At 62.8% G+C, this 22664-nt stretch carries 20 protein-coding genes and 1 tRNA gene; 10 read left to right on the top strand and 11 right to left on the bottom strand.

What is annotated here, in order from left to right; all coding sequences use genetic code 11:
• Positions 1–16: 16 nt before the first annotated feature.
• Positions 17–1012: an acrylyl-CoA reductase family protein gene (locus CVS48_RS09760; protein WP_100854272.1), complete on the top strand. Its 996-nt coding sequence runs from the start codon at positions 17–19 to the stop codon at positions 1010–1012.
• Positions 1013–1029: 17 nt separating this feature from the next.
• Positions 1030–3234: an acetate--CoA ligase family protein gene (locus CVS48_RS09755; protein ID WP_100854271.1), complete on the top strand. Its 2205-nt coding sequence runs from the start codon at positions 1030–1032 to the stop codon at positions 3232–3234.
• Here CVS48_RS09755 and CVS48_RS09750 read toward each other — a convergent pair.
• The 3 genes from CVS48_RS09750 to htpG form a co-directional block, all read right to left on the bottom strand.
• Positions 3194–4450: a type II toxin-antitoxin system HipA family toxin gene (locus CVS48_RS09750; RefSeq protein ID WP_100854270.1), complete on the bottom strand. Its 1257-nt coding sequence runs from the start codon at positions 4448–4450 to the stop codon at positions 3194–3196. The genes CVS48_RS09755 and CVS48_RS09750 overlap by 41 nt on opposite strands.
• On the bottom strand, positions 4447–4704 hold the full coding sequence (locus tag CVS48_RS09745; protein WP_100854269.1) for a helix-turn-helix domain-containing protein: 258 nt from the start codon (positions 4702–4704) through the stop codon (positions 4447–4449). The genes CVS48_RS09750 and CVS48_RS09745 overlap by 4 nt, the downstream gene beginning before the upstream one ends.
• Positions 4705–4911: 207 nt before the next feature.
• Positions 4912–6810, bottom strand: coding sequence for a molecular chaperone HtpG (gene htpG, locus CVS48_RS09740; RefSeq protein ID WP_100854268.1), 1899 nt, complete (start codon positions 6808–6810; stop codon positions 4912–4914).
• A gap of 202 nt (positions 6811–7012) precedes the next feature.
• On the opposite strand from htpG, the gene CVS48_RS09735 reads away from it, so the two are divergent.
• The 5 genes from CVS48_RS09735 to CVS48_RS09715 all read left to right on the top strand — a co-directional run bounded on the left by CVS48_RS09735 (position 7013) and on the right by CVS48_RS09715 (position 10665).
• Positions 7013–8401: a uracil-xanthine permease family protein gene (locus CVS48_RS09735; RefSeq protein ID WP_100854267.1), complete on the top strand. Its 1389-nt coding sequence runs from the start codon at positions 7013–7015 to the stop codon at positions 8399–8401.
• 162 nt (positions 8402–8563) lie between these two features.
• Positions 8564–8648 (top strand) — tRNA-Leu (locus CVS48_RS09730).
• A 455-nt stretch (positions 8649–9103) separates the two neighbouring features.
• Complete coding sequence (locus tag CVS48_RS09725) at positions 9104–9697, top strand: GNAT family N-acetyltransferase (protein WP_100854266.1); 594 nt, start codon at positions 9104–9106, stop codon at positions 9695–9697.
• 100 nt (positions 9698–9797) lie between these two features.
• The gene (locus CVS48_RS09720) at positions 9798–10406 is read left to right on the top strand and encodes a hypothetical protein (protein ID WP_100854265.1); all 609 of its coding nucleotides are present in this window, start codon (positions 9798–9800) and stop codon (positions 10404–10406) included.
• A gap of 88 nt (positions 10407–10494) precedes the next feature.
• Positions 10495–10665 (top strand): hypothetical protein, encoded by a 171-nt coding sequence (locus CVS48_RS09715; RefSeq protein ID WP_242001331.1) that lies wholly within the window; start codon positions 10495–10497, stop codon positions 10663–10665.
• Here CVS48_RS09715 and CVS48_RS09710 read toward each other — a convergent pair.
• The 4 genes from CVS48_RS09710 to CVS48_RS09695 all read right to left on the bottom strand — a co-directional run bounded on the left by CVS48_RS09710 (position 10662) and on the right by CVS48_RS09695 (position 14028).
• Positions 10662–11177 (bottom strand): hypothetical protein, encoded by a 516-nt coding sequence (locus tag CVS48_RS09710; protein WP_126376208.1) that lies wholly within the window; start codon positions 11175–11177, stop codon positions 10662–10664. The two genes, CVS48_RS09715 and CVS48_RS09710, sit on opposite strands and share 4 nt — an antisense overlap.
• Before the next feature lie 11 nt (positions 11178–11188).
• A complete protein-coding gene (locus CVS48_RS09705) occupies positions 11189–11848 on the bottom strand; it encodes a hypothetical protein (protein WP_100854263.1) in 660 nt (219 codons plus the stop codon).
• A gap of 166 nt (positions 11849–12014) precedes the next feature.
• The gene (locus CVS48_RS09700) at positions 12015–12473 is read right to left on the bottom strand and encodes a hypothetical protein (RefSeq protein WP_100854262.1); all 459 of its coding nucleotides are present in this window, start codon (positions 12471–12473) and stop codon (positions 12015–12017) included.
• A 434-nt stretch (positions 12474–12907) separates the two neighbouring features.
• A protein-coding gene (locus CVS48_RS09695) for an IS3 family transposase (RefSeq protein WP_100854261.1) occupies positions 12908–14028 on the bottom strand; the annotation gives its coding sequence in 2 pieces (ribosomal slippage) (positions 12908–13776 and positions 13776–14028; 1122 coding nt in all).
• Between CVS48_RS09695 and CVS48_RS09690 the strand changes: the two genes are divergently transcribed.
• Genes CVS48_RS09690 through CVS48_RS09680 form a run of 3 tightly spaced genes read left to right on the top strand, consistent with a single transcriptional unit; the run spans position 14028 to position 16206 of the window.
• Positions 14028–14375 carry an HAD family hydrolase gene (locus CVS48_RS09690; protein WP_318269768.1) on the top strand — a complete coding sequence of 116 codons (348 nt, stop codon included), beginning with the start codon at positions 14028–14030 and terminating at the stop codon, positions 14373–14375. The genes CVS48_RS09695 and CVS48_RS09690 overlap by 1 nt on opposite strands.
• A 23-nt stretch (positions 14376–14398) precedes the next feature.
• Positions 14399–15679 carry a hypothetical protein gene (locus CVS48_RS09685; RefSeq protein WP_100854259.1) on the top strand — a complete coding sequence of 427 codons (1281 nt, stop codon included), beginning with the start codon at positions 14399–14401 and terminating at the stop codon, positions 15677–15679.
• 59 nt (positions 15680–15738) lie between these two features.
• A complete protein-coding gene (locus CVS48_RS09680; protein ID WP_172616201.1) occupies positions 15739–16206 on the top strand; it encodes a MarR family winged helix-turn-helix transcriptional regulator in 468 nt (155 codons plus the stop codon).
• A gap of 71 nt (positions 16207–16277) precedes the next feature.
• Here the strand turns inward: CVS48_RS09680 and CVS48_RS09675 are convergent, their stop codons facing one another.
• The 4 genes from CVS48_RS09675 to CVS48_RS09660 all read right to left on the bottom strand — a co-directional run bounded on the left by CVS48_RS09675 (position 16278) and on the right by CVS48_RS09660 (position 22657).
• Positions 16278–17594, bottom strand: a complete 1317-nt coding sequence (locus tag CVS48_RS09675; RefSeq protein WP_100854258.1) for an MFS transporter — start codon at positions 17592–17594, stop codon at positions 16278–16280.
• A 59-nt stretch (positions 17595–17653) separates the two neighbouring features.
• On the bottom strand, positions 17654–20791 hold the full coding sequence (locus tag CVS48_RS09670) for a c-type cytochrome (protein WP_100854257.1): 3138 nt from the start codon (positions 20789–20791) through the stop codon (positions 17654–17656).
• Positions 20788–21405, bottom strand: coding sequence for a (2Fe-2S)-binding protein (locus CVS48_RS09665; protein ID WP_100854256.1), 618 nt, complete (start codon positions 21403–21405; stop codon positions 20788–20790). The genes CVS48_RS09670 and CVS48_RS09665 overlap by 4 nt, the downstream gene beginning before the upstream one ends.
• A gap of 94 nt (positions 21406–21499) precedes the next feature.
• Positions 21500–22657: an FAD-dependent monooxygenase gene (locus CVS48_RS09660; RefSeq protein WP_100854255.1), complete on the bottom strand. Its 1158-nt coding sequence runs from the start codon at positions 22655–22657 to the stop codon at positions 21500–21502.
• Positions 22658–22664: the final 7 nt, after the last annotated feature.

Genomic DNA, 22664 nt, shown 5'->3' with positions numbered 1-22664 from the left:
ATCCCAGGAGACCCGCATGCCCATCCCCACCTTTCAGGCCTACCGGCTGCACGGCGGCGCCGACGGCGCGCCCCCGCAAGGCCGCTTCGACACCTTGTCGGAAGATGAACTTTCCCCCGGCGATACGCTGATCAAGGTCGCCTACGCCGGCCTGAACTACAAGGACGCGCTGGCGCAGGCCGGACGCGGCAACGTCGTGCGCCAGTACCCCCGCATCGGCGGCATCGACCTGAGCGGCACCGTGGTCCACTCCACCGACCCCGCGCTTGCGCCCGGCCAGCAAGTCGTCGTGCATGGCTTTGGCATCGGCGTGGACTGCGACGGCGGCTATGCGGAATACGCGCGCGTGCCGCATGACTGGGTGCTGCCCTTGCCCGCCGGCATCACGCTGCGCGACGCCGCCGTGCTGGGAGCCGCCGGGTTCACCGCCGCGCTGTCCCTGCACTGGATGGAACACTGCGGCCTGGCGCCCGACCAGGGCGAGGTGCTGGTCACGGGCGCCACCGGCGGCGTGGCGGGTATCGCCATCGACATCCTCAGCCAACGCGGGTATCGCGTCTGCGCCATGTCCGGCAAGCCGGATGCCGCCGACTACCTGCGCTCTCTCGGCACCGTCGAGGTCATGGCCCCGCCCGACCTGTCCGCCCCCATCAAGCCCTTGATGAGCGCGCGCTGGGCCGGCGTCATCGATTCCGTGGGCGGCCCCTTGCTGGCCCACGCGCTGGCCAGCGTGCGCCCCGACGGCGTGGTGGCCGCGTTTGGCAACGCGGGCGGCGCGGACCTGCCCACGTCCGTCATCCCCTTCATCTTGCGCGGCGTGAAGCTGCTGGGCATCAACGCCAACAGCCCCATGCCGCTGCGCCGCGCGCTATGGCAACGGCTGGCCACCGACTACCGCCCGCAGCGCCTGGACCTTACCGCGCGCGTCATCAACCCCCAGGACTTGCCCCAAGCGCTGGCCGCCATGCTCGAACGCGGCAGCACCGGCCGCAGCGTCGTGCGCTTTTCCTGAACCACCCCGCCCCCATCATGACTACGCATTCCGACCCCACCCTGTCCCGCCTGTTCACCCCGCGCAGCATCGCCATCGTGGGCGCGTCCGCCACGCCCGGCAAGATCGGCGCCATGCCGGTCAGCCTGCTGCGCCAGCATGGTTACGACGGCCGCATCCTGCCCATCAACCCGCGCGCCGGCAGCATCCAGGGCTTGCCCGCCGCGCCCGACCTGGCCGCGCTGGATACCGACGTGGACCTGGTCATCCTGGCCGTGCCCGCCGCGCACGCGGCTCAAGCGCTGCAAAGCGCGCGCCCCGGCCAGGTGGGCGGCGCGGTTGTCTTCACGTCGGGCTTCTCGGAAACGGGCGCGGAAGGCGTCGCCATGCAAGAGGCGCTATGCGCCATCGCGCGCGAGCGCGGCATCCGCCTGCTGGGGCCCAACTGCCTGGGCTTCATGAACGTGCGCCACAAGGTCTACGCCACGTTCTCGCCCGCGCCCGCCAACGGCGCCGTGGCGTTGGGCGGCATCGGCATGGTGTCGCAAAGCGGCGCGTTCGGCGCCTATGCCTATTGCATGGCGCGCGAACGCGGACTCGGCCTGTCGCACTGGATCAGCACCGGCAACGAAGCCGACATCGACGTGGCCGACTGCATCAACTGCCTGGCGCACGACGCCGATACGCGCGTCATCATGGCCTACATGGAAGGCTGCCGCGACGGCGCCAAGCTGCGCCGCGCGCTGGCCGCCGCGCGCGACGCCGGCAAGCCCGTGGTCGTCACCAAGATCGGCCGCACCCAGGCCGGCGCGCAGGCCGCCGCGTCACACACCGCCGCGCTGGCGGGCGATGACGCCGTCTACGACGCGCTGTTTCGCCAATACGGCGCACTGCGCGCGCGCAGCATCGAAGACTTCTTCAACCTGGGCTATGCGCTGGACACCTGGCAGCAACGCCCCCAAGGCAAGCGCTTGGGCATCTTCACAATATCCGGCGGGGTCGGCGCCTTGATGGCGGACGAGGCCGAAGAAGCCGGTCTGTCTCTGCCCGAACCCGACGCGGCCGCGCAGGCCAGACTGCTGGAACGCGTGCCCTTCGCCGGCCCGCGCAACCCGGTCGACGTCACCGGCCAGGTGGTGTCCGAACCCGGCCTGCTGCTGGCCACCGCCGACGACATGCTGGCCGACGGCCGCTACGATGCGCTGGCGGTCTTCCTGGCCGCCGCCGGGTCGTCGGAAGCCTTGTGGCCCACCTTCGAGACCTTTGCCCGCGAAATGCGCGCCCGCCATTCCGACGTGCCGCTGGCCTTATGCGCGCTGTTCCCGCCAGAACGCCGCCGCGAGCTTGAGCGCCTGGGCACGCTGGTGTTCGAAGATCCTAGTGCCGCGATACGGACGATAGGCGCGGTGGCGGGGTTGGCGGGGATGTCAGGGACCGTATCGGATGCCGTATCGGATGCCGTATCGAATGGCAGCACGGATGGCACCTCCAAGGCCGCCTCGGATGCTCCCGCGCACGCCTGCATGCCGCCAGCTGCGGCAAACACCGCGCCGCTGCGCGACACCTACAACGAAGTGCAGGCGATGGACGTCCTGCGCCAAGCCGGCCTGCCCGTGCCTGACTGCACGCTAGCCACCGACGCCGACACCGCCGTGGCCGCCGCTGCCCGCGCGGCCGGCCCCGTGGTCTTGAAAGTGGTGTCGCCCGACATCCTGCACAAAAGCGATGTGGGCGGCGTGAAGCTCAACCTGTCGGGCGAAGACGCCGTGCGCCACGGCCACGCCGCCATCCTGGACAGCGTACGCACGCACTGCCCCACTGCCCGCATCGACGGCGTGCTGGTCGCGCCCATGGCGCCCAAAGGCGTGGAGTGCATCGTGGGCATGCACAGCGACCCGGTCTTCGGCCCCGTCGTCATGTTCGGCCTGGGCGGCGTCTTCGTCGAAGTGCTGAAAGACGTCAGCTTCCGCCTGGCGCCCTTCGACCACGCCCAGGCCCTGTCGATGATCCGTGAAATCAAGGGCTACGCGCTCCTGCAAGGCGCACGCGGCGCACCGCCTTGCGACATCAATGCGTTGGCAGACGCCTTGGTGGCGCTGTCGCGCTTCGCGGATGCGCGCCGGGCAGACTTCAGTTCCGTGGAGATCAACCCGTTGTTGGCGCTGCCGGATGGGCAGGGGGTGCTGGCCTTGGATGCGGTGCTTATTCCCAGCGCTGGGCGTGGCGGCGTGCGTTCGTCTTGATCCAATTGCCCAGGCGTTCGATCAACGTGCGTTCGGACCCGGCGGCGGACTGCGCAAGCAGGCTCGCCTGCACAACCTCCAGTGCCGCGGGCAACGCGGTCATCAACGCCCGCGCGACCGTCACGCCGTAGCGCGGGTGAAAGCCCAGGTCCGTGGCCATGGCTTCGATCTGTTCGCGTCCGATGCTGCCCGGGGTCATCACGCCGCCCACGGAAAACGCAAAGCGGCGGGAAAGCCCCGGGTACATCGCGGTACACATCAGGTCATAGAACGGTGCCAGCCGGTATTGCCCGTTCGGCGACTGGAGCACGGACAGGTTCTTGGCGTGGCTATCGTTGTTGCCCACATAGAGATTGAAAATCACCCATTGCAAGAATCGCTTATGGTCGCCCGCGCCGACGCCCATGCCCGCCAGCAAATGGCGACAATCCGCCAGCGTCGGGCCGCCGTCCGCTTCGTACTTCACGTCCGACGGCGTGCCTGCCAATTGGCACAGGTCCAACTGATGCAAGCGCAGCAAGCCGCCTTGACCATCGTCCAAGCGGTCATAGCGCTTGATCAGGCAGGCGCGCGTGTCGCGTTGATAGTGCGCGTCCGCCACACCCAAGCCAAGCTGCGCCGCCAATTGCATCACCAGGGTTTCGTTCAATGCCGACGCCCACACCCCTTTCAGGCCGCGGATGTCGGGCTTCAAGATATGCGATGACGGCGCCGAGCCTTCGGGCAGCGCGGGCGAGCCGTCCGGCAACACCGACAGCAATAGCTTGTCTTGCGCGCCTGCCAGGGATATTCGCGCGCCCTCGTCGCTTTCGGCTACCAGCGCCGGCACCGCGCCATGCTTCAAGCGTTCGGCAATGGCTTGCCACGTTGTGGGCCGATAGTGCGCGGGCGCGGGCTTTTCGCCCTGCGGCAATATCGTCAGCCCACTGGCCGTGTCGCCGCCCACGCTACGCAGCAATCCGAATACCGTCGTCGCGTGGCGGCTCACTTGCAAGAACTTGCGTACCTGCCCTTCAGGCAGCAGGTTTTCAAAGAAGGCATGAACGGCGTCGCCAGCGTGATCGGCTTGCGCCAACGGCATCGTCGGGGAAATGGCCTGCGCGTCCGAACCTTTCCGCCACGACTCGTCGTACACAAAGCGCAACGGCCGCTCGTCATACAAGCGGCCTACCTTGCGCAACCCTTGATAAAGATCCAATGCGTCCGAGGCTGTCATGGCAGCCTCGGGCGTTTCGGCACAACTTGCACTTCAAGGCCAAGCAGATCCAGCATGTCCAACACCTTCTGCAATTGCAGCGTGGGCTTGCCGCGCTCAAGGTCCCCCACAAAGCGGTTACCCGAACCAGACAGGCCGGCAAGATCGGCTTGAAGCAAGCCTTGATCGCGTCGCACGGCTTTCACCAGTTCGCCCAGGTCGGCTGCGGTGCGTATGGTTGCTGGCAACGTGGGCTGGGCGTGGTCGATAGGCATGGATGCCTCCAAAATTACCGTTCGGTAAGTTTATGGTGTTTCGGCGATGAATCCAATTGAATATTCCCGATCGGTAATATTTCTTATGCAGCACTGCGATTTGGTCGAAATATTACCGATCGGGAATATTTAGCATTTTGGTAGGTGTCTGGCGAAAAAAAGAGCGCCTGGTTTCCCAGGCGCCCTCTCATCCCACCACCCCGCCGCTTACTTCAGCAGCAAGGCATTCAAGCGCTTCACAAACGCGGCCGGGTCGGCAATTTGCGCGCCTTCAGCCAGCAGGGCCTGATCCAGCAGCAGACGCGCCCACTGGTCAAACTCACCGTCTTCGGCAGCACGAATGCGCGCCAGCAGCGGGTGTTCCGGGTTGATTTCCAGCACCGGCTTCACGTTCGGCGCTTCCTGGCCGGCGGCCTTCAGCATGCGCAGCAGGTGCGGGCTGAGTTCGTTCTGGCCCACCACCACGCACGCCGGCGAATCCACCAGGCGCAGCGTCACGCGCACTTCCTTGACCTGCTCTTCCAGTGTCTTTTGCAGGCGCTCGACCAGCGGCTTGAAGTCTTCAGCCACTTCGGCCTGATGCTTCTTTTCTTCCTCGTCGGCCAACTCGGCCAGGTCCAGGCCGCCCTTGGCCACCGACACCAGCGACTTGCCGTCGAATTCGCGCAGGTAGGACAGCATCCATTCGTCAACGCGGTCAGACAGCAGCAGCACTTCGATGCCCTTCTTGCGGAAGATCTCCAGATGCGGGCTGTTGCTGGCCGCGGCAAACGTGTCGGCCGTGACGTAGTAAATCTTGTCCTGGCCTTCCTTCATGCGCGACACGTAGTCGGCAAACGACACCGTCTGCGCCTGGTCGCCCGACTGCGTGGACGCAAAGCGCATCAGCTTGGCAATGCGTTCCAGATTGGCGGAATCTTCGCCCGCGCCTTCCTTCAGCACTTGGCCGAATTCCGACCAGAACGTGGCGTAGTCTTCCGGCTTGTTCTCGGCCAGGTCTTCCAAGAGCGACAGAATGCGCTTGGCCGAGCCTTCGCGAATGGCGCGCACGTCGCGGCTTTCTTGCAGGATTTCGCGCGACACGTTCAAGGGCAGGTCGGCGGAATCGATCACGCCGCGCACAAAGCGCAGGTACGACGGCAGCAACTGATCGGCGTCGTCCATGATGAAGACGCGCTTCACGTACAGCTTCACGCCGTGGCGGCCGTCGCGGTCCCACATGTCCATGGGCGCGTGCTTGGGCACGTACAGCAGTTGCGTGTATTCGCTACGGCCTTCCACGCGGTTATGCGTCCAGGCCAACGGGTCGTCGTAGTCGTGCGACACCGTCTTGTAGAACTCGCGGTACTGCTCTTCGGTAACTTCCGACTTGCTGCGGGCCCACAGCGCATTGGCTTGGTTCACCGTTTCCAGTTCATCGGTCTTGACCTGTTCGCCCTTTTCCTGATCCCACTCTTCCTTGGCCATGCGGATCGGCAAGGAAATATGGTCGGAATAGCGGCGCAGAACTTCACGCAGCTTCCAGCCGTTCAGAAAGTCGTCTTCGTCGGCACGCAGGTGCAGCGTGACGTCGGTGCCGCGCGTGGCCTTGTCAGCGGCGCCAATCGTGAACTCGCCCTGGCCGTCGGATTCCCACTGGATCGCGTCCGTGCTGCCGGCGCGGCGGCTGACCACCGTGACCTTGTCCGCCACGATGAACGACGAGTAAAAGCCCACGCCGAATTGGCCGATCAGTTGCGCGTCTTTTTGCTTGTCGCCCGTCAGTTGGGAAAAGAATTCCCGCGTGCCGGAACGCGCGATCGTGCCCAGGTTGGCCACGGCTTCTTCGCGCGACAGGCCAATCCCGTTGTCCGAGATGGTGATGGTGCGGGCGGCCTTGTCGTAGCTGACCGTGATGGCAAGCTCGCCGTTGCCTTCCAGCAAGTCGGGCTGGTCGATGGCTTCAAAACGCAGCTTGTCGCAGGCGTCCGATGCGTTCGACACCAGCTCGCGCAGGAAAATTTCCTTGTTGCTGTACAGCGAATGGATCATCAGGTGCAGCAGTTGCTTCACCTCGGCCTGGAACCCCAGGGTTTCGGACGTGGAAGACGTGGCGGTTTGGCTCATGGTTCTACGTGAAGTAAAAAAATTAGGGACAAATAAAAGGGAATGCAAAAAACCGGGATGCCGGGGCAGTATGCCCACGCGGAATCTGGGAAACCCTACTGAGGTGGGGGCTATCGGGAACTTTTCAAGGCCCCGTCGCGGCAGCGGCGCGAACCCCGCTAAAATCCCGCACTTTCTCCTACCCCCGGCCGGCCCTCCGCCCATGCAACCCGCCTCCCTGTCCCAACCCGCCCCCCACAGCGCCCCCGACGACGCGCCCAGCGCCGACCTGGTCTACGGTCCCGACGACCGCCCCGCGCCGCCCGTCGCCTTCGTCGCCGCGTTGCAGCACCTGCTGGCCATCCTGGTCCCCATCGTCACTCCCGGCCTCTTGATCTGCCAGGCACTAGGCGTCAGCAGCCGCGACACCACGCTGATCGTGTCCATGTCGCTGGTCATCTCCGGCATCGCCACCTATGTGCAGTGCAAGCGCTTCGGCCCCCTGGGCGCCGGCTTGCTCATCGTGCAAGGCACCAGCTTCAACTTCGTGGGCCCGCTGATCGCAGGCGGCTCGGTCATGGTTAAGCAAGGCACGCCGGTTGAAGCCGTGATGGCCGCGATCTTCGGCGTGGTCATCGCCGGATCGTTCGTGGAGATGGGCATCAGCCGCATCCTGCCCTTCGTCAAACGCCTGATCACCCCGCTGGTAACCGGCATCGTCGTGCTGCTGATTGGCCTGACCTTGATCAAGGTCGGCCTGATCAGCATGGGCGGAGGTTTCGGCGCCATGGCCAATGGCACCTTCGCCAGCGCCGAGAACCTGACGCTGTCCGGCCTGGTGCTGGGCACCATCATCCTGCTGAACCGCGTGCCCGTCGTCTGGATCCGCAGCACCGCGCTGGTCCTGGCGCTGGCCGTGGGCTACATCGCCGCCGCCGCCATGGGTCGCCTGGACTTCACCGGCGCGCGCGAAGCCGCCCTGTTCCAGATCCCCGTGCCGCTGCACTTCGGCCTGGGCTTCTCGTGGGCGTTGTTCGTGCCGATGCTGATCATCTACCTGGTCACGTCGCTGGAAGCCATCGGCGACGTCACCGCCACCAGCAAGGTCTCCAAGCAGCCCGTCGAAGGCCCGCTGTGGATGCAGCGCATCAAGGGCGGCGTGCTGGTCAACGGCGCGAACTCGCTATTGGCCGGCGTGTTCAACACGTTCCCCAGCTCGGTCTTCGCGCAGAACAACGGCGTGATCCAACTGACCGGCATCGCCAGCCGCCACGTCGGCGTGTGGATCGCCGGCATGCTGATCCTGCTGGGCCTGTTCCCCGGCGTGGCCGGCGTGCTGCAAGCCGTGCCCGAGCCCGTCCTGGGCGGTGCCGCCATGGTGATGTTCGGCGCGGTTGCCGCGTCCGGCATCAACATCCTGGCCGGCATTCAGTTGGACCGCCGCGCGCTGTTGATCATCGCGGTGTCGCTGGCCCTGGGGCTGGGCGTGTCGCAAGTGCCGGAAATTCTGTCGCACCTGCCGCACGCCGTGAAGAGCGTGCTGGAATCCGGTGTCGCCACCGGCGGGATCTGCGCCTTGGTGATGAACTGGTTCTTACCGGAAAAGAAGTAGGTAGTGCTTGAGGGCTGGGTCCGTTTTCGGCTGGATGGCCGGGCGGATCTGGCTCTGATCAGGGGCTGGATGTGGGGCCGCCTGACAATTTTTGAAAGTACGCATATAATCGCTGTCTTCGTTCTCCCGCAGCCGTCATCTGGACGTGTTCGCGACCCCCTTGCCCGGGTGGTGAAATTGGTAGACGCAGGGGACTCAAAATCCCCCGCCGCAAGGCGTGCCGGTTCGATTCCGGCCCCGGGCACCATCAATAAAATCAATAACTTAGCGGCAAGCAATCACTTCCCGCATCGAGTGCGTTCCGCATCCATTCCGCATGACGTTCCGCATCCGAAGAGATTACGACGTGATCTTTTTTGAGCAATGACGTACAATTTACGAAAGTAAACCCGTATAGCTGTACACGAATTGCGCTTGGTAAATCGCCGAACGTCTTCGCTATACCTGGGTCGAAGGTGCGACTGATGACGTTCGCAATTCCAGAATAATCTCAAAAACGAGAACTCCCTCCATGGCTGCAAAGCAATTTGACCTGCATTCGTCGTCCCAGCTCTCCGCTGGCGCGAGCGTTCGCCTGCTCAAGTCTTTGTTTGGCGTCCAGTTGACGTCGGAACGCCGGGAACGCCTCAACAAGCACGCGGCTGCGGCTCGCGATGCTTTCTCACGCCCCGTCTCTGGTACGACTCGCTCGCGATAAGAGGCATGGCTTTGGACTTGTCTCTCCGCCGAATCGCGGAGGTGCCTGAAGCTTTGCTCCGAGACTTCACATGTGGTGATGCCGAGCTCGATCGATTCCTGCACGAGGACGCTCTTCCTTACGAGCAGCACAGCCTCGCAAATACGATCATCGCATTCGCCGATGGATTCGCGCCTCCGGTAGCATTCGTCAGCCTTGCAGCACATGCTATTCAACTGTCGGCTTTCGAACTTGGCGAGTTGGGTCTCCCTTTCCAACCCAATTTCAGTTCCTTCCCTGCAGTCAGGATCACGAAGCTTGCCACACACTCGGAGCGCCAATCTTGCGGGGTGGGTGCTCGCCTCATTGAACTCGTAGAAGGCCTGGCATTTGGTGGCTATTCAGCGGCGCGCCTACTAACCGTCGACGCAGTCAATCGGGCCAGAACCATCAAGTTCTATGAAGAAGTGGGCTTCTTTAAGAGTTCCTATGCGGACAGGCCGAAGGCTCAGAAGCCTCAGCAACACGGACAAAAACGAAATGGGCGCCAACCCCCACCCAATCCCACGGTATTGATGCTCCGTGACGTCCATGCCGAAGCCTCAGGCAGGGGGAACTAGGAAAGGCCCGCAAGCCATTGCGGGCCTTTTGCTTTACTCCGCAATAGTAGAATTGCTCCGCAAATGGTCAACGCACTAAGAAATGCAACGTAAAACGACTATGAAGAAAGTTGCAATCTATATCCTGTCCACTTTGGTTTTGGGCGCCCTCGGGTCTGGATTGTGGGAGATTGCGCTCAAACCGGTATTCGCTTCGTTATACGGAGTCGGATTGAGCATCGTGACACTGGGCTTAGATTCTCTAAAAGATGAGCTCTATGCCGCTGCCGCACAGCGGAACCATGCGTATCCAGCCATCACCCTGCTGTCCATAGTGGCCGGAACAGCCCTGGGTATATTTACGATTGACCTGATCAAGGTCGTAAAGGACCGCCGCAGCCGAAGGTCTTCGGAAACTACAAATCCCGACCAACCCAACAGCCGCCGCACCATTCGGCGTAGCTTGGTGCCGGTATTGGTAATGCTCTACATGGCGACGTACTTGTTTTTCATCTCGTTCCGGGCATGGTACATAAGCGGCATCGCCACCAACTTTGACCGCATGTACGATGTGGTCGCGCCCTACGTGTCCGAAGAGGAGCGCTTATTGCTCAAGTCAAAATTTGCCCGCATCCGAGGCCGAGAAGACTACATCTCCGTGACCGATGAGTTACAACGCTTTGCCACAGAGCGCGCCAAACTGCCGCGGTTCAACATTTGGTACTTTTGAACGATGCCCCTCATCTTTGAGAGCGAGTTTGCCCCCCCCCGCTGTCAGTTTTAAGCTAATTCGATGGGAATGCTGCGAGGGAACAGCAATGTGCAGCCACTACCAGACACTCAAAGATGCCGAGCAACTGCTCGAGAAATTCGGAGTTCGCCAGAAGCCGGCCGCTATCGGCAAGTACGACATGTGGCCGCGCTACCAAGGAATGTTTGTCCGCCGGCCGCCGGAGCCGCCGCTGCCAAAGCCGAACCGCAACTTCTAGTCGGCCGCCAATTCAATTTCGACGTTGACGCATTCGAAGCCACTTACCGATGGCAAACCGCCCGAAGCTTCGACCCATCGTGCCATCGCTTCTGCGCGGGCTTTGGTGCGAGTCGTCCGCCGTAGAACTTCCACCGCCGCATCAGCACGTCTCTCGTTAAGACAATCTCTTGCCGCAGCATATCTCTGAGTTTCGAGTTTGCTAGGTACGCGAGGGGACGCTCCGGCGATCATGGCCTTGGACACCTCCAAGGCATAACGCTGCGCCCGCTCGTGGCTTATATCGTCTCCGAAGTTGCTCAGGATCGCCTTGTCTAACTCATCGCGCACGCCATTTTGATTAGCATCCGGACCGAGTAAGTCCTGCTCTTCTATGGTCAGTTTCCCGAGTACAGGGTGGATCACGACTGCCGGCCGAACGCCAGTAACGTAGTCATCACCTGTGGCGGCGCAGCCTACCAGCAGCGAAAATGCGCCGGCGCAAATGATCGATTTCATATCAGTCGACATCAAGGTGCTAAGCCTCACTGGATCGCCGTGCCAGCAGCGTCATACTTTGGGGTAAAGGTGAATCCGTATTCTTGGACGCTCTCTGGATAGAACGTATTCGTCTCACCGAATCCTTTGAACGTGCCGATACGGGGAAGGCTCGAAGTGCAGGATTGGTATTGCGGGTCCTGGGCGCGACACAACACTCGCAATACAACGTTGCCTTCGCCCGAGGCGGCAAAACCCTTCACGACGTTCACAGTGCCGGTTTGACGCAATTCAACAAAATCGCCCTGCTTCAACGGCGGTAAGTGGTCGGGCACCATGCCGGTGGTTACCCACCCCTTCCCGCCGGCCCTCACCCAAGCCCCGTACTCGGGGTGCCGCATCTGCAGAAAGGCGACACGCATGCGATACTCCGGCTCTCCCTTGATGACACCGACGGTGTACAGCTGATTGCGGGCGGCGAAGGGATAATCGCCGGCCCAGGCTTCATCCCGGATGACTTGGGCGGATACATTGACTTGCTGCATGTTCGAAGCCAACTCGACAGAGCCGCCATTGATCACATAGTTCAACGCGTGGACCGCAGGAGTCTGGCAACCAGCCAATCCGATGCAGAGCAGGCCGACGTGACTAAACTTCAATAATCGGATCAAGCAACTCTCGTTTTTCAAGACCTGGTATTTCTTCAACTGCGAAGCTCCTTCCCTTACCGCTTGGTGCAATCCGGAGCGGTGCGCAGCGATCCGCTCCTTAAGCGGTCCTGCGCCTCGCGCCCCATAAGCTCCCCATCCCAGGGAGTGCCCAGCTAGCGTCGAGGACGGGTATGGCGCTCAGAGAGTGGCAGGATCAATAGCCCTATTTCTTCTTTGCGGCCTGGGAGTAACTTCTCAACGCATTGGCCGCCTTGTTGATATCGAGCTGTGCTATTGAACTTTCGAGCGCTGTGAAGGCCAACTCCTTTGCGGTGACCATGCTGGCTTTGGTGTTGACGATGGTCTGACTCGCAGCCTCCGGCGATATCACCCTAGTATTCACATCTGAAACGGTAACGTACGCCCATGCCACCGAAACGCCATTCAGAACCGTCGCCTGCCCGTTCATATGTAAGCGAAGGCTGTTCTTATTTAATCGGGCGCATTGCGCATCCGAAATCGGAACACCACCATTTTCCTTAATAATTTCCTGCATTATGTTCGATGTGGACATTTCGAGCGTGCAAGCAGCGGACACCGCCCAGGGGGCCAGCAGTGCGAGCGCGGCACAGCCCGCACGAAGCGCCCTCTTCCTGAAAGCGACGCATAGGGAACTTCGCATTACTTTCTCCTTTAATTTGTGTTGATTTGTCACATCATACTTGCGCAGCATAGCTTGGTAAAGGCCGCGCCAATCGCAATGCGCCGGAGTGGATCGATCAAGAGAGGGCAAGGCCTGCGGGGGTCGGCCACCGGAATAATGGCTGCAGTGGCGGAGCGCGTCTGCTGCCAGAGGACGCTACGTTGAAAGTATAATTTCGTTACCTTCAACCCATGAGTAAGATAAAGATGTCGAAGTCCCGCATCGCGGTTGTGCTCCTTTTCTTTCTCGGCGGCTGCACCAGCCTGCCAACGACTGAACAGATTCGCACCGCAGACTATGGACCATACCCGGAGAACTTCGAGCAAATTATTAAGGGGTTCTACAACGTTTCATTGAAAGATCCCGGTTCGGCCCAATATTCCAGCATCAGCAGGCCTGACCTGCCCCCAGATTTAGTACGGCACCGACATAGAGTCCAGGGGTAAAAGACCTTCTTTCTGATGAGCCTGCACGAATTGCGCCGGGGTTAAATATCCGAGCGCACTGTGGGGCCGATCGGTGTTGTACTCGACCCGCCAGTTTTCGATCAAGTCTTTGGCCTGTCGCAGGGACAAGAACCAGTGCTCGTTAAGGCATTCGTCGCGGAACTTGCCGTTGAAACTTTCGATATAAGCGTTCTCCACCGGTTTACCCGGCCGGATAAACGACAGCTTTACGCCAGCTTGGTAGGCCCAGGCATCCAAGGCTCTTCCGGCGAATTCCGGACCGTTGTCCACAGTAATAGATCGCGGCAGGCCACGCATTTCAGCTAGCCGTTGCAGCACCGTGGCAACACGCACTCCCGGCAACGACGTATCGACCTCGATGGCCAGGCATTCGCGAGTGTAGTCATCGACGATATTCAAACAACGGAACCGGCGGCCATAGGCTAGGCCGTCGGCCACAAAGTCCATCGACCAACTTTGATTCGGCGCGGTTGCCGCTGGGCGAACCACGCGCTCGGTCGCCGCGATGCGCTTACGCTTGCGTTTGCGCACGCTCAACCCTGCCAGGCTGTACAGCCGCCAGACTCGCTTGTGATTTGCTTGCCAGCCTTCGCGACGTAAGAGCACATGGATTCTCCGATAGCCATAGCGTCGTTTGGCCACTGCCATCTCTTTCATGCGCTCGGTCAGAGCAGCATCGCCTATGCGCGTGCTCCCGTAGGCAAACAACGACCGCGAAATTCCTACCAGCCCGCAGGCCCGGGTAACACCCATGCTGCGCTCGGCCATCAATGTCCTGACCGCCTCGCGCTTGGCCTGCGGGCTGACTACTTTCGGCTTAGCAGATCCTGAAGCGCCGCCTTGTCCAGCATCGACTCGGCCAACAGCTTCTTGAGCCTGTTGTTCTCCTGCTCCAGCTCCTTGAGCCGCTGAGCGTCCGACACCGTCATGCCACCGAACTTCGCCTTCCAGTTGTAGTACGTTGCCTCGGAGATACCGTGCTTGCGGCACAGTTCTGCGGGCTTGGCACCCGCATCGGCCTCCTTGAGCACGCCGATGATTTGTTCTTCCGTGAATCGTTTCTTCATTGCCATTCCTTTGGGAACGGACTCTACATCGATTTCGTACTAATCACGGGGAGCAGGTCACGCCGTATGGACCGCCCGTACTAAAACTGTTGACCGTCCAGCCGGACTTCTGCGCTTGGTCGTACGAAGCCAGCGCGGTTAAGCCGCAGCCAGAAATCTATCAATATCTTTGTGATGGGATTGGCTGCCGGCCGGAAGAGGTCTTGATGATCGGGGACACCATCGAAGCCGATATGGTGGGGCCTCGCAAATTCGGTATGCACGGGTATCACTTGAATAGGCTGGCATCCACGCCAACCGGCAGCGATTCTCTTCGTACGCTAAGTGATGTACTCCATCTTGTTTAATTGATTGCCCGCGTCCCCACGCAATGACCACCCCCTACCGGCATTACCTCTTCGGCCTCATCATCTCCATCGCCCTGGCCGGCTGGCTTGCGTTCCTTGGTTTAACCGCCGCACTAACCCCCAATCTAGGCTGGGGCATCGTCGCCATTCTCACCGCCGCGATCTGGGTAGGTGTACCACTCGCCATCCTGCTGGTCATCGTCTGGCTTTACTACCTTTCTCGCGATCGGGGCCAGGTGCCGGGGCGGGTCCATGCGTGGCTGTTCTTGCCGACGCTACTCGCCATGCTGATCTACCCGGCCAGCGAATCGTTCGAAAAGTCCAAGCGCGACCGTTTCAGCGATGCGCATCCCTACATTGCGGAAACGCACGTCAACCTTAGCGGCAAAGATCTTCGGATTGACGCCACGCCTTACGCCAGCACGTCGTCCGGCGCGGGACCTAGCATGCCGCTTACCGCCAACGAACCTCAGCGGTTCATGGTTTTCAACCGCTATCCCAGCCCGACTGCCACGCAGCCTTTTCCCTACGACGGCACGCGCTTGCGCGACGATATCGCGCGGTACACGTATCGCACCGACGCGGGCGATGCTGCCGGCGCTTCGTTGCCGTTGACGCGACTCGCCTACCCGGACGTGGCGCGTTTTGCGTCGGCGTTAAATAAGCCGGATAAGTGGATGTTGCGGCATCTGTATTTTCACTATCCCGATCACGTGGAAGTCGCGCCCGCGTTGAATCGCTTGGCGGGGATGACGGAGGAACGTCTGGATCGGCAGGGGCAGCACGGGCTGGTGTTGCTCAGTGCGGTCAACTACACATCCAGCGCCATTGCCCGGCTTGAAGTCAATGGGCAGACGCTGGACATCGGCGACCGCGCGCTGGCGTCCGTCGCGCCGCTGCCGGCCGCCTGCCATGACTTTGCGCGGCCGATCGGTGCCGCGTTTATTATTCTGAGCCGGCCGGTGGTGCTGCGCTGGCAAACGGCTAGCGCAGTGGGCGCGGTTGGCACGCCTAACGCGGCCGACACAGCCAACACCTCCCACCCCTGGCACACCGCGACCCTACACGTTCCGGCGTTTCGCAACCCCGAGCCCGTGGACGGAGAATCCATGCTGATGCGGCTTCAGTTGTATTTCCTGCCTGACGGCACGGTCGAGGTCGAACGCTTTGTGCAGGTGCATTTACCCAAAGACAAACTAGGCATACGCGCAACAGGCATACCCGAACGGGCGGTCCCTTATGCAAGCTGCGGCAGCGCAACCCGCACATACAACCCACAAACGGTCACGCTGCTGGCAAACTAGTCAACCGGCATCCCGTTGATAAAAATCATCATGACCCATGCATTGCTTCGGATAGGCTTATGCGCAATATGAAAGGCAAGTCCTCGTCCAACACGGAAGGCTATTTGTTTTCTGATCAGATAGGTCACCTGCTGCGGCGTGTCTATCAGCGGCACACCGCGCTGTTTCAGCATTACATTCCCGACTCCCAGCTCACCGCAGCGCAGTTTGTCGTGCTGTGTTCGGTGCGGGACCATGGCGCGAGTTCGCTGGCTGATCTGGTCAAGGCAACTGTCATAGACCAGGCTACCGTGCGCGGCGTGGTGGATCGCTTGAAGCAGCGTGAGTTGGTGCAGGTGGACCACGACCCCGTCGACCGGCGCAAGGTGGTGGTGAGCCTGACGCCCGTGGGGCAGGGGCTGGTGCAAGAAATGGAACCGTTTGCCAAGCAAATCACCGAAAGCACCTACGGCAATCTGAACCCGGCCGAGCGCCTGGCGCTGGATTTTCTGCTGACCAAAATGCTGAACGGCGACGAACAGGTCTGAGCTGTTCGTCACCGTTCTTGGCAACTGCGACGCCGGCATACACGCCAGCGCCGCCACGATTCACCCCATCATCAATCCAGCGCGCGGTTACGCGATTCCACGTCCACTGACGCAATCGCTACCGCACCCGCCAGCAGCATGCTGGACAGCACCACCAGCGACAGCGTGAAGTGGCTGGTCATGATGGGCGCGATGATGGCCGGTGCGAACAGCCCACCAAAACGCGCCACGGCCCCCGCCATGCCCATGCCGCTGGCGCGCAGGTCTGTCGGGTAGACCTCGGGCGTGAAGGCATACAGCGCGCCCCACGTGCCCAGCAGCGAGAAGCTCATCAGCAAGGTGGAACCGATCACCACGGCGGGTGCGGTGCCCAGGCTGTAGAGCATGCAGCCGACGGCGCTCAAGATCAAAAAGCCGATCAGCGTGGGCTTGCGGCCCCAGCGTTCCACGCCATAGGCCGACAGCGCAAAGCCCGGCAACTGCACCAGCGCCAACAGCACCAGGAATTCCTGGCCGCGCATGAAGGCGAAGCCGGCGGTGCTGAGCTTGATGGGCAGATAGACGAACACGCCGTAGTACGCAATGGAGATCAGCGCCCACGCCAGCAACAGCCCGATGCTGCGGCGGCGGTAGCTGGACGAGAACAAGGCGAAGATGGATTTATGGACAGGCGTTTCCGGTTGCAGCGCGGGCACTTCGACGTCGCGGCGGTTCACGCGCGCCACCCGTTCCAGCACCTTGCGCGCCTGGTCTGATTTGCCGTTGCGGTTCAAGTACATCGGCGATTCAGGGATGTAGAAGCGCAAGACCACACCAATCAAGGCGGGCAGGCCGGTGACGAAGAAGATCACGCGCCAGGCGTCGTCGCCCCAGGACACGGCCGCCAAGGCCAGCAGCGCCAGAAAGATGGTGCCCACGGCCCAGAACGATTCCAGCAGCACCAGCCAGCGGCCACGGCGGGCGCTGGGCAGGAACTCGGCCATCATCGTGTAGTCCACCGGCAGCGTGCCGCCCACGCCGATGCCCGTCAGGAAGCGCAGGAACAGCAACCACGTGAACTCAGGCGCGAAGGCCGAGGCCACGCCCGCGCAGGCGTCGATGACCACCGCGATCATCAACACCGGGCGGCGCCCGATACGGTCGGCCATGCGGCCGAACATGAAGGCGCCGATCAGCATGCCGATGAAGAAGAGCGTGCCCGTTTGCAGCGCTTGCGGCACGGTGATGCCGAAGGTCTTTGCAATGGACGGCGCGGAAAAGCCGATGGACAGCACCTGCATGGCGTCGGCCATCCAGACCAGGCCGAATATCACGAATAGCCGATATTGAAACTTGCCGACGCCCGCCACCTGAATGGCTTTGTCCACGGAAACCAATGAAGCTGACATAGATGAAACCCCTTGATGTGATCATCACTAAAGCCGCACGCGTTATGGCCGCGTTTTCCTTAATTCAGCTCCGCATGGTTGCGTAGCCGTTTAATCGTCGTGGTGGGATCGGGCCAGGCGTCTTCGTCCGGCGCAAAACGTTCCCGCAAATAACCCAGCAGATCGGCGACCTGCCTGTCGTCCAGGCTGTCTTTGAAGCCCGGCATGTAGCCCAGCGCGTCATCGGCGGGCTCCTGGATGCCGTGCAGGATCACCTGGATCAGGTTGTCCGGCGTGGCGGCATGCAGGTTGGTGTTGGCGCTTAGCAATGGCTTGGCGCCAAACAGCGTGGGCCCGCTGCCCGCTTCGTGACAGACCGCGCAGGCGTTCTGATAGATGCGTTCGCCGTTGGCGCGTCGGCCTTGAAGGGATTGGATCGTCGCGGCGGCGGGTGCGGGCGCGGGCGCGGTCGTGGTCGCGGCGGCAGGCGATAGCGAAGACGGCGATGAGGGCGACGGCGACGGCGAAGGCGAAGGCGATGACGAGGGCGAAGCTGCTGGAGAAGAGGATCCCGGTGCCACAGGCGCCGCAGCGGGCTCGCCCTTCGGCTTCGGCAAATCCAGCAAGTATGTCGTGATGGCCTTCACGTCGCTGTCGGGCAATTCAGCCAATCCATGGATCACGGGCGCCATCGGCCCGGCCGCCACGCCGTGGCTCGGTGAATAGCCGGTGCGCAGATACTGGAAGAGCTCATCGCCCGTCCAGGCACGCGGGCCGCTAGCCAGTTGATTCAGGGCGGGCGCGGTCCAGCCCTCGGCTTCGCCGCCGGCCAGGTAATGCACGCCCTTCTTCTCCGCGCCCAGGCGGTTGCGTGGCGAGTGGCAGGCGGCGCAGTGGCCGACGCCTTCCACCAGATAGGCACCGCGCAACCACTGCGCGCTGCGCGACGGGTCCGGCGTGAAGGGCGTGGCGTCGTGAAACAGCGCATTCCAGCCCGCCAAGAGGGGACGCATATTGAACGGGAAGGCCAACTGCGTTTTCGGCGGCTCGGACTTCACGGCGGGCTGCGACATCAGGTAGCCATACAGCGCCTGCATGTCCGCGTCGCTCAGCTTGGCATAGGCCGTGTAGGGAAACGCGGGATAGAGCTGGCGGCCGTCCTGGTGCACGCCCTGACGCATGGCGCGTTCGAATGCGGGATAAGACCAGCGGCCGATGCCGGTGTCGTTGTCGGGCGTGATGTTGGTGGAATAGATCGTGCCGAAGGGGGTGTCCAGCGCCAGCCCGCCCGCGTTGGCCTTGCCTCCTGGCGCGGTGTGGCAGGCGATGCAATCGCCCGCGGCGGCGACAAGGCGGCCGCGTTCGATGGCGCGCATGGAATACAGGGAAACGTCTGGGCCTGCCGTAAGCGGCATCGCGGGCTTCAGCGGCCAGAGCGCGGCGGCGACGCCGGCAAGCCCTGCCATCCCGGCCGCCAACCATACCCATCCGCGCCCCAACAGGCCGCGAGCACGCGCCGGGCGCTGGTCCGCCAAGGCCAGGCGCAAGGATTCTATGTCGAACGGTGCTTGCCGCAGGCGCACGCCGGTTGCGTTGTGGATGGCGTTGGCAATGGCGGCGGCAGCGGGCAAGGTGACCACGCCGTCCACGGCCAACTGCCCTTGCTTCACTACGCCGTCCAGCGCGTTAGCCGTCGCGTCGTGCTGTACCAAGCCATCACCGCTTTCATAGCGGCGCAATGCGACTGCGGCGTCGGAGCCAGCCTGTTGCGATGGACTCGTCCAATCGTCAAAGGCCGGCGGCCCCGCCAGCAGACGGCGTGCGTTGGCCAGCAGCCACGGGGTCTGTTGTTCGATCTCGGCCTGCATGGACGCCGCCTGCGCCGCTTGTAGATGCTGGCTGTCGTGCCCCGCGACCACGCGCGTGACGTCGACATGGCCGGTCTGGGGTTGCACCGATACCTCGGCCACCCAGGCGCTCCACACCATGCGGGCGGCGCCGTCGTCATCCACGCATTGCACCTGTGCGGTGGCAAAGCCGGTGCCATGCAGCAGGCCTACGCGCGGCGCAGGGGCGTCGTCGGCGCGTGACGTTGCACGGTCAATGACTTGGCGCGCCAGGTCTCGGCCTTTCCCTTCCGGCAAATGTTCCAAGCGCCACGCGATGGGATCTTTATCTTGGGCCAGCGCGGCTTCGTGCCACTGGCTTTCTTGCGCGAAGACTTGCGCGGCGTTCAACTCATCGACACTTGCGCGCAACGGCGGTAGCGCGCGTCGGGACGACGTTACCGACGCGCCGCATACCGTCGCATGCGCCGACGCACTTGCCTGCCCGGGTTGGCTCAACAGCCGCGCCAGGCTGGGGCGCACTGCCCAGGGTGCGTCGGACAGCAACGACGCAACGCGACCATCGGCAACCGATGCAGGTTGCGGCGTCAAGGTAGAGGCGCTGGAGAGAGCAGCGTTCGAGGCAGCGGCGTTCGAAGCAAAGGCATTAGATGCAACGGCGTCAAAAGCAACGGACGCGGACTCACCATCAGTCACCGGCACACGCAACACCAACTCATCGGCAACACCCGACTGGCAAGCCACGCATACCGGCCGGCCCACGGCTTGCGACAGCAGCGCGGCGTCGGCGGCGGCGTCCATCAAGTCCAGCGGATGCACCGCGTCCCGGCCCTCGAAGGCCGCGCCGTCGACCGCGCCATCCGCCGAGATACTGATCGTGTCTTCCGCTTGTTGCAGCAGCGCCGCCAGTTCGCGGCGCACCTGTGCTTGCGTGGCGGGCGTACATGCCGGCAGCCACACGCTGGCGTGTCCGTTCAACACCCATGCCGTCGCCCGTGCGCCGGCACGCGCCTCGGACGATGGCAGGCGCATGCCATAACGAATCTGGTCGGGGTCGGCCGCATCCGCGCGCGGGGTTTGAACGGAATCCGAGGCTTGCCACACGGGCGCCAAGGCCACGGCCGCTTCCCGCGCGTGAACCGGCGACACCGCCACCACACCGGCAAAGTGCGTGCGCTGCACCGCCATCACCACGCCGGCCAGCGATCGTGCCTGCTCCAACTGCGCGTGCTGCAAGACACTGCCGCGATACCGCGCGCCATCCCACAGCACGCTGGGCGGGCGCAACACCACGCCGTGCAGCAAGTCGGCGGGCAAGGCGGCGGGCAAACCCGCGTGATGGTGCGGCGACGCCAAGGTGTCCGAACTCATCGCGTGGATCCACCGTCGGCAACACCCGCAACGCCTGGAACATCCGGAACACCTGCAACACCCGCAACACCCGCAGCACCGCCCCCACCCGCAGCTTGCGAGCCGCGCACATCAGCCGCCTCCGCCCGCAAGCGCACCGCTCGCAACGCCGCCTGCATGATCTCCACGTGCGTGCCGCAGCGGCACAGATTGTGGTGCAGTTCGCTGCGCAGCGCGTCTTCACTAGGATCGGGGTTACGTCGCAACAAGGCTTCCACCGTCATGATCATGCCGTTCAGGCAATAGCCGCACTGCGCGGCCTGGCAATCGATGAAAGCCTGCTGTGTCGTACCCGGCTGCTCGCGCGTGCCCAGTCCTTCCAGCGTGACCACGGCGCGCCCTTGCGCTGCTCGCACCGGAATGACGCAAGACCGCGCGGCCACGCCGTCGATCAACACCGTGCATGCACCACATTCGCCCAACCCACAGCCGTACTTCGGGCCGTTCAACGCCAGGTCATTGCGCAGCACGTGCAGCAGCGCCGTGTCGGGGGCCGCGGGCACGTCGCACTCGCGTCCGTTCACGCTCAGACGGATCGGAGGCGGGGTGCTGCTTGAATTGACGGTGGATCCCATGGCGTGTGGCGCGTGTCCGGGTTTTGAGAAGTACGAAGGTTGCCGCGACACGGGACCAGGGGCAAGCCCCCACGCCCGCGCGGCGGACAGATCGTCAGGCCGCGGCCCGCGTCTTCGGGTCCACCAGCGGTTCGTTGAACACGTCATAGCCAAAGCACCAGGACGGGTCCTCATTCGTGCGCAGCCAGGTGTTGTCGTGCGAAATGCGTTGCACCTTGCTGGCGCGTTCCGCACGGTTGGCCTCGTACAGCGCAAACGCCAGTTCGTGATTGTTCACGCCCACTTCCTTGAAGCAGCGCGCCAGCATGGCGCCGTCTTCAATGGCCATGGCCGCGCCCTGCGCCATGTGCGGCTTCATGGGGTGGCAGGCGTCGCCCAGCAACACCAGTCGGCCACGGCTCCACAGCGGCAAGGGGTCACGTTCCAGCAGCGACCACTTGGTCACTTCAACCGTGGCGTCGATCAGCGCCTGCACGGTGGGGTGCCAGCCGCTGAACGCTTCGCGCATTTCATCCTTGCTGCTGGGCAGCCAACGGTCGTTCAAGTCCCAGTGTTCCACCGGCACGCCCGTCACGTAATAGAGCTCGTCGGCCTTGCTGGTGACGAAGTAGACCATCATGTGGCGGTCATCGCTCCACCATTTGACGCAGGAATCGAAGGGCAGCATGCCGGGCTTGGTCTGCGGCGTCGGGAACACGGCGCGGTGCGCCAGGTAGCCCGCGTACTTGGGCAGCTCGGGCCCCAGCAGTTCTTCACGGATGCGGGAGTTCACACCATCGGCGCCGATGACAATGTCGGCTTCTTCAGAGGTGCCATCGGCAAAGTGCATCACGACCACATCACCGCGATCTTCCACGCGGGTCAGGCTCTTATCGTAGGCCAGCACGCCCTTGGGCAAGGCGTCGATCAGCAAGGCGTGAAAGTCGCCACGGTGCACGGTCAGGTACGACGCGCCGTATTCCTTGACGGCGTAATCGCCCAGCGGAATCTGCGCCAGGATGTCGCCGGTTTCCCAATGACGGCTGTACCAGAAGTCCGGATGCGAGCCCTGGGCATTGAGCGCGTCTTCGATGCCGATGCGGCGCAGGATCTTCATGACGTTCGGCCCCACGTGGATGCCGGCCCCCAGCCGCGAAAAGCCGGGCGCCTGCTCGTAGACGCGGACGTTCAGCCCTCCCTTGAGCAGCAGCGCAGCGGTGGCGGCGCCGCCAAGACCCGCGCCGACGATGGCGATACGAGGGGATGTAGACACGGAACTT

The organism is Achromobacter spanius (assembly GCF_002812705.1).
Lineage (GTDB): Bacteria > Pseudomonadota > Gammaproteobacteria > Burkholderiales > Burkholderiaceae_B > Achromobacter > Achromobacter spanius.
This window is presented reverse-complemented; position numbering and strand designations above follow the sequence as displayed.

Bases quoted from the DNA above. Each gene is read 5' to 3' on its own strand.
- CVS48_RS09760 (WP_100854272.1), top strand. From the start codon at position 17: ATGCCCATCCCCACCTTTCAGGCCTACCGGCTGCACGGCGGCGCCGAC.
- CVS48_RS09755 (WP_100854271.1), top strand. From the start codon at position 1,030: ATGACTACGCATTCCGACCCCACCCTGTCCCGCCTGTTCACCCCGCGC.
- CVS48_RS09750 (WP_100854270.1), bottom strand. From the start codon at position 4,450: ATGACAGCCTCGGACGCATTGGATCTTTATCAAGGGTTGCGCAAGGTA.
- CVS48_RS09745 (WP_100854269.1), bottom strand. From the start codon at position 4,704: ATGCCTATCGACCACGCCCAGCCCACGTTGCCAGCAACCATACGCACC.
- htpG (WP_100854268.1), bottom strand. From the start codon at position 6,810: ATGAGCCAAACCGCCACGTCTTCCACGTCCGAAACCCTGGGGTTCCAG.
- CVS48_RS09735 (WP_100854267.1), top strand. From the start codon at position 7,013: ATGCAACCCGCCTCCCTGTCCCAACCCGCCCCCCACAGCGCCCCCGAC.
- CVS48_RS09725 (WP_100854266.1), top strand. From the start codon at position 9,104: ATGGCTTTGGACTTGTCTCTCCGCCGAATCGCGGAGGTGCCTGAAGCT.
- CVS48_RS09720 (WP_100854265.1), top strand. From the start codon at position 9,798: ATGAAGAAAGTTGCAATCTATATCCTGTCCACTTTGGTTTTGGGCGCC.
- CVS48_RS09715 (WP_242001331.1), top strand. From the start codon at position 10,495: ATGTGCAGCCACTACCAGACACTCAAAGATGCCGAGCAACTGCTCGAG.
- CVS48_RS09700 (WP_100854262.1), bottom strand. From the start codon at position 12,473: ATGCGAAGTTCCCTATGCGTCGCTTTCAGGAAGAGGGCGCTTCGTGCG.
- CVS48_RS09685 (WP_100854259.1), top strand. From the start codon at position 14,399: ATGACCACCCCCTACCGGCATTACCTCTTCGGCCTCATCATCTCCATC.
- CVS48_RS09680 (WP_172616201.1), top strand. From the start codon at position 15,739: ATGCGCAATATGAAAGGCAAGTCCTCGTCCAACACGGAAGGCTATTTG.
- CVS48_RS09675 (WP_100854258.1), bottom strand. From the start codon at position 17,594: ATGTCAGCTTCATTGGTTTCCGTGGACAAAGCCATTCAGGTGGCGGGC.
- CVS48_RS09670 (WP_100854257.1), bottom strand. From the start codon at position 20,791: ATGAGTTCGGACACCTTGGCGTCGCCGCACCATCACGCGGGTTTGCCC.
- CVS48_RS09665 (WP_100854256.1), bottom strand. From the start codon at position 21,405: ATGGGATCCACCGTCAATTCAAGCAGCACCCCGCCTCCGATCCGTCTG.